Origin of the sequence: Kitasatospora sp. NPDC001539 (assembly GCF_040298565.1) — a bacterium.
Classification (GTDB): Bacteria; Actinomycetota; Actinomycetes; order Streptomycetales; family Streptomycetaceae; genus Kitasatospora.
This window is the reverse complement of sequence record NZ_JBEPAK010000055.1, coordinates 25,731-32,067: the sequence shown is the minus strand read 5'-3', so window position 1 is coordinate 32,067 and position 6,337 is coordinate 25,731. Positions and strand designations below refer to the sequence as shown.

Genomic DNA, 6,337 nt, shown 5'->3' with positions numbered 1-6,337 from the left:
GCCGATCATGAACCGGAAGCCCCAGTAGGTCATGAAGACGTTGGGGCTCCGGCCCCGTACGCACACCACCGAGCCAGCCCCCGTGGGGCTTGTCGCCCAAAAACCGACCGATAAGGTGTTAATCCAACATTCATCCATGCCGCGTAGCCTCCGAGAGCTAGCCTCATGCTGAACGTCATCGTCCGACCGGGAGGCAGAACCCCCGTGCAAGGCACTGTCACCACACCGGGCGGCCCCGCCGTGACCGGGGGCCAGGGCGAGGCCTTCCTCCTCGTCGTGGACGACGAGCCGAACATCCGCGAGCTGCTCGCCGCCTCGCTGCGATTCTCCGGCTTCCGGGTCGCCTCCGCCGCGACCGGCACCGAGGCGCTGGAGCTGATCACCGCCGAGCGCCCCGACCTGGTGGTCCTCGACGTCATGCTGCCCGACCTCGACGGCTTCACCGTGGTCGAGAAGCTGCGCGAGCGCACCAGCCGCGGCCAGATCGCCGGACCGGCCCACGGGCACCCCGGCGACCACCTGCCGGTGCTCTTCCTCACCGCCAAGGACGGCGTCGGCGACAAGGTGCAGGGCCTGGCCGCGGGCGCGGACGACTACGTCACCAAGCCCTTCAGCCTGGAGGAGCTGATCGCCCGCATCCGCGCGATCCTGCGCCGGGCCGGCGGCCCCGCCGAGGACGGCCGGCTGGTCGTCGCCGACCTCAGCCTCGACCCGGTCGCCCACGAGGTCACCCGCGCCGGCACGCCCGTCGCACTCTCCCCGACCGAGTTCAAGCTGCTGCACTACCTGATGGCCAACGTCGGCCGGGTGGTCTCCAAGGCCCAGATCCTCGACCACGTCTGGGCGTACGACTTCGGCGGCGACCTGTCCATCGTCGAGTCCTACATCTCCTACCTGCGTCGCAAGCTCGACTCCGGCCCGGCACACGGCCCCAAGCTGATCCACACCGTGCGCGGCATCGGCTACGCGCTGCGCCGCCCCCCGCAGGGCTGACCGGACTCGCTCGTGCTCGCCCGGTTCTCCTCCAGGTTGTCGCTGCGCGCCCGACTGCTCGTCCTGGCGCTCGCGCTGGTCACCACCGGGCTCGTGGTCAGCGACACCTTCGTGCTCGGCACCGTACGGGCCCAGCTGGTCGAGCAGTTGGACGAGCAGCTCCAGCGGTACGGGCTGCCGCTGTCCCGCAAGCCCCCGGGCCGCCCCACGACGCCCGACATCGCCAAGCCGGCCGTCACCGGGCGGCGGATCAGCCTGCCCAGCCAGTACCTGGTGCAGTACCTCTCCTCGGACGGCAAGGTCCAGGCCGTCATGCGCCAGCCCGTCTCGGACAGCGACCCGGCGCCCCAGCTGGCCGGACTCGACCCCAGCCGGACCGCCTCCGACGTCCCCTTCAACCTGCCCGACCAGCGCGGGAACCACAGCTGGCGGGTGCTGGTGCTGCCGCTCCAGACGCCCCGCGCCGTCGCCCCCACCCCGGGCCCCGGACCCACGACGGGCCCGACCCCCACGACGGGATCGACCCCCACGACGGGCGCCACCACCACGCCCACGCCCACGGCGGCGCCCGGCCCCAACGCCTACGCCGCACCGGCCACCACCCCGACCTACGTCATGGTGGCCGTCTCCCGCGAGGACATCGACGCCACCACCGACAAGCTGCGCACCTCCTTCCTGGCGATCGGCGGCGCCGTCTTCGTGCTGATCGCCGCGCTCGGCTTCTTCGCCGTCCGGGCCGGGCTGCGGCCCCTGCGCCGGATCGAGGCGGGCGCGGCCCGGATCGCCGCCGGCGAGCTGTCGCACCGCATGCCCGAACTCTCCGGGCGCACCGAGGTCGGCCGGCTGTCGATCGCGCTCAACGGCATGCTCACCCAGATCGAGGCGGCCTTCGCCGCCCGCGCCGAATCCGAGGCCCGGATGCGGCGCTTCGTCGCCGACGCCTCGCACGAGCTGCGCACCCCGCTGGCCGGCATCCGCGGCTTCGCCGAGCTGTACCGGATGGGCGCACTGCCCACCGAAGCCGACGTCAAGCGGACCATGACCCGGATCGAGAGCGAAGCGGTGCGGATGGGCACCCTGGTGGAGGACCTGCTGGTGCTCGCCCGGCTCGACGAGGAACGCCCGCTCGACCTCGCCCCGATGGACCTGCGCACCCTCGCCGCCGACGCGCTGCACGACCTCACCGCCCTCGACCCCAGCCGGCCCGTCGCCCTCACCGGCCCGTCGGGCACCGGCGCACCCGGCGCCGCGCCCGTCCTCGGCGACGAGGCGCGGCTGCGGCAGGTGGTCACCAACCTCGTCGGCAACGCCGTCAAGCACACCCCGCCCGGCACCCCGGTGCGGATCGGCGTCGGCGGCGGAGCCGACGGCACCTGCCTCCTGGAGGTCGCCGACGCCGGCCCCGGCCTCACCGAGGAACAGGCCCAGCGGGTCTTCGACCGTTTCTACCGGGTCGACGCCTCCCGCAGCCGTGACAACGGAGGCGGCGGCGGACTCGGCCTTGCCATCGCCACCGCCCTCACCCGCGCCCACGGCGGCACCCTCACCCTGGACACCGCCCCGGGCGCCGGAGCCACCTTCCGGGTGGAGCTGCCCGCGAACGGCGACCGGGCTTCCTGAGCCTCGGTTCCGCCGACCGCACCCCGGACCCCACCGCACCCCGGCCCCCCGCACCCCGAACCCCCCGCACTCCGACCCCCACCGCACCGGACCCCGGCCCGTCCTGCGGTTCGTGCTCCGGCCTTCCGACGCCTCGATCGAGTGAAGCGCCACCGTTCACCCCGTCCGCCGCTCGATCGCATGCGACCGTGCAGCCGTCGCCCGTGCGAGCCCGCACGGGCCGGTCCCATCGGGCGGGAAAGAGGTGTCTCATGAGTACGGGCGTTGCCGAGCCGGCCGGCCTGGGTCTGGACCAAGCGCCGTGGCAGGCCTGGGCGGTCGCGGAGGTGCCCGAGGGGCTCCGTGCGGAGACCAGCGCGCGGACGATCCCGGGAGGACCCCGTGGCTGACCGCGGCGCGTCGTTCAAGCGCGACCTGTCCGAGTGGCGGATCGCCCTCGTCGCCTGGCGCCTGCTGGTGCTCCAGGCCGCCGACCCGGTCGTCGGGGCGGGCATGGCGGAGCACTCCACCTACCGGGCGCACCCGTGGCGGCGGGTCGAGCACACCCTGGGGAGCGGCCGGCGGCTGTTCTACCAGGACGCGGAGGCGCTGCGGCGGGAGGTGGCGCGGCTGAACCGGTCGCACAAGCGGATCCGGGGCACGCTGCCGGACGGCCGGCCGTACGACGCGCGGGACGCGGCGACCAGGGTGTGGGTGCTGCTGACGCTGTTCGAGTGCGTGGTCGCCATGCGGCGGCTGGGCGGCGATCCGTACGACGCGACGCAACTGGAGGCGGCGTACCGGGAGTTTCGGGAGGTGATCGCGGCCTTCGAGCTGCCCGAGGAGGAACTGCCGCGGAGCGCGGCGGAGTTGCCCCGGTACTTCGCCCGGTACGCCCGCGAGCGGCTGGAGTTCACCGAGGCGGCCCGCTACCTGTTGAACGACATCCTGCGCGAGGCGCCGCGGCCCCGGCGGCTGTGGTTCCTCGGGGACGCGGGGTGGCGGGTGGTGCGGGCGGCGGTGGCCCGGGTGATCCGGGAGCTGACGGTGGCGGACCTGCCGCCGGTGGTGCGGGAGCGGCTGGGCCTGGTGTCCTCCCGGCGGGCCGCGCTGCTGTCCGTCGTGCTGCACCGGGGGGTCGGGGCCGTCGTCCCGCTGCTGCCGGACGGGCTTCGCTACCGCTCGGCGGAGGAGGTGCGGCGCCCGCCGCGCCGGTTCCGGCCGGCCGGGGACGCGCGCGGGTCGCGGGTGGACCGGTTCTTCCGCGAGGTGCTCGACCAGACCGGCGACGGCTGCATCACCGTGCACGACCTGAAGGCGATGGCGCACAACGTCTGCTGGCAGCTGGAGTTGAGCGAGGACGCCGAGGCGCGGGTGTACCGGGCCTTCGAGGACTGGTGGGAGCAGCTGCGCGCGGCGATGGACGCGGACGGGGACGGCAGGGTCAGCCGGGAGGAGTTCACGGCGGCCACCCTGGCCGGCTGCGACCGGGACGCGGACTACCTGGAGCGCGGGTTGCTGCCCGCGCTGCGGGAGGTCTTCGCCGCGGCCGACACCGACGGCAGCGGCTTCCTGGAGTTCGACGAGTACCGCGCGGTGTTCGGCGGCCCGAGGGTCCACCCGGCCGAGCTGTCGTACGGGTTCCGGCAGCTGGACGGCGACGGGGACGGGCGGATCACCGAGGAGGAGTTCCTGCGGGGCTTCAGCGAGTTCTTCACCGCCCGCGCCGACTCCACGGCGGGCGCCCAGCTGCTCGGCCGGCCGTAGCGGCGCGCCGCCGGGTCCCGCCCCGGGTCCGTGAAGCGCGCCGGGCCCCTGAAGCGCGCCGGGTCCGTGCGGCGCGTAGCACGCCCCGTTCGCCGAGGCGAGCGGGGCGGGTGGCTGTCAAGCGCCGGTTCGGCCAAGACGGGCGCGCCGTCCGCCCGGTCGTTCGTTGCCGCGACCCCCACCGGATCCGCAGACTGTGCGGACCGCAGCGCAAACCGTGACGCATGGCACACCCCTGTCAACCCCACCCCACCTGCACTTCCGCCGTAAGGATGATGGATACTGGTGCTTGTGAACGTGTTCACGTTCACAAGCGGACAAGCTTGTGCCGTTGGGTCGCGGTCTGCGGCTGTCGTTGGAGTTTGTCCTGAAACGCCCGAACGGGCCGGCTGGAGAGAGGGCGACGTGGACCTGGCAATCGCTCACGAGACCATCGCGCGATGGCAATTCGGCATCACCACCGTCTACCACTTCCTCTTCGTGCCGCTCACCATCAGCCTCGCCGCCATCGTGGCGGGGCTGGAGACCGCCTGGGTGCGCACGAACAAGGAGAAGTACTTCCACGCGACCAAGTTCTGGGGAAAGCTCTTCCTCATCAACATCGCGATGGGCGTCGTCACCGGGATCGTGCAGGAGTTCCAGTTCGGGATGAACTGGTCCGACTACTCCCGCTTCGTCGGTGACGTCTTCGGGGCCCCGCTCGCCATGGAGGCGCTGATCGCCTTCTTCTTCGAGTCCACCTTCATCGGCCTGTGGATCTTCGGCTGGGACAAGCTGCCGAAGCGGATCCACTGCGCCTGCATGTGGATGGTCTCGCTGGGCACCGTGCTGTCCTCCTACTTCATCCTGGCGGCCAACAGCTGGATGCAGCACCCCGTCGGCTACGCGGTCGACCCGGCCACCGGCAAGGCGCAGCTCACCGACATCACCAAGGTGCTGTTCCAGAACACCACCCTGACCGTCGTGTTCCACACCCTGACCGCGGCCTTCCTCACCGGTGCCGCCTTCATGGTCGGCATCGCCTCCTTCCACCTCTGGCGGGCCAAGCGCAGGCCCGAGACCGCCGACCCCAGGAAGACCGCCGTGATGCGCACCTCGCTGCGGCTCGGCCTGGTCATCGCCGTGGTCTTCGGCGCCGGCACCGCCCTCAGCGGCGACAGCCTCGGCAAGGTCATGTTCGAGCAGCAGCCGATGAAGATGGCCGCCGCCGAGGCGCTCTGGGACACCCAGGCACCCGCGCCGTTCTCGATCTTCGCGGTCGGCGACGTCGGCAAGGGCCACAACTCGGTTGAGCTGGAGGTCCCCGGCGTCCTGTCCTTCCTCGCCAAGAACGACTTCAGCTCCGCCGTCCCCGGCATCAACGACACCGCAGCCGCCGAGGCCGCCGCGCACGGCGGCAACCCCAAGGACTACATCCCCAACGTCTTCATGACCTACTGGGGCTTCCGGTTCATGATCGGCTTCGGGATGACCTCCTTCACGGCCGGCCTCATCGGCCTGTGGACCACCCGCAGGAAGTTCCTCCTGCACCCCGAGTTCCGCACCGGTGACACCGAGGTGCCGCGGCTGATGCTGACCCCGAAGCGCGAACTCGGGCCGCTGCTCACCAAGTGGAGCTGGCGCATCGGCATCCTGACCATGGGCTTCCCGCTGATCGCCAACAGCTTCGGCTGGATCTTCACCGAGATGGGCCGGCAGCCCTGGGCGGTGTTCGGCCTGATGACCACGGCGAGCGCCGTCTCCCCCAACGTCGGCATCGGCACCCAGATCGGCGCGCTGGCCACCTTCACCGTGCTGTACGCGATCCTCGCCGTGATCGAGGTGCGGCTGCTGGTCAAGTACGCCAAGGCCGGCCCGGTGGTGACCGAGCGGCCCCCCGCCGAGGACCCGTCCCTGCGCGGCCCGTCCGCGGACGAGGACGCCGACAAGCCGCTCGCCTTCGCGTACTGACGCGCGCCACGTGGAACTGAGGAGCTGA

The 6,337-nt window shown here is 72.2% G+C and carries 4 protein-coding genes; all 4 read left to right on the top strand.

Annotation, left to right across the window (positions count from 1 at the left end):
* The first annotated feature begins 165 nt into the window (after window positions 1-165).
* The 4 genes from ABT247_RS12060 (at window position 166) to ABT247_RS12045 (ending at window position 6,309) form a co-directional block, all read left to right on the top strand.
* Window positions 166-993 carry a response regulator transcription factor gene (locus tag ABT247_RS12060; protein ID WP_392895864.1) on the top strand — a complete coding sequence of 276 codons (828 nt, stop codon included), beginning with the start codon at window positions 166-168 and terminating at the stop codon, window positions 991-993.
* 12 nt (window positions 994-1,005) lie between these two features.
* Window positions 1,006-2,613, top strand: coding sequence for a sensor histidine kinase (locus ABT247_RS12055; RefSeq protein ID WP_350741608.1), 1,608 nt, complete (start codon window positions 1,006-1,008; stop codon window positions 2,611-2,613).
* 381 nt (window positions 2,614-2,994) lie between these two features.
* Window positions 2,995-4,359 carry an oxygenase MpaB family protein gene (locus ABT247_RS12050; RefSeq protein WP_350741606.1) on the top strand — a complete coding sequence of 455 codons (1,365 nt, stop codon included), beginning with the start codon at window positions 2,995-2,997 and terminating at the stop codon, window positions 4,357-4,359.
* Window positions 4,360-4,764: 405 nt separating this feature from the next.
* Window positions 4,765-6,309, top strand: a complete 1,545-nt coding sequence (locus tag ABT247_RS12045) for a cytochrome ubiquinol oxidase subunit I (RefSeq protein ID WP_350741604.1) — start codon at window positions 4,765-4,767, stop codon at window positions 6,307-6,309.
* The last annotated feature ends 28 nt before the right edge of the window (window positions 6,310-6,337 follow it).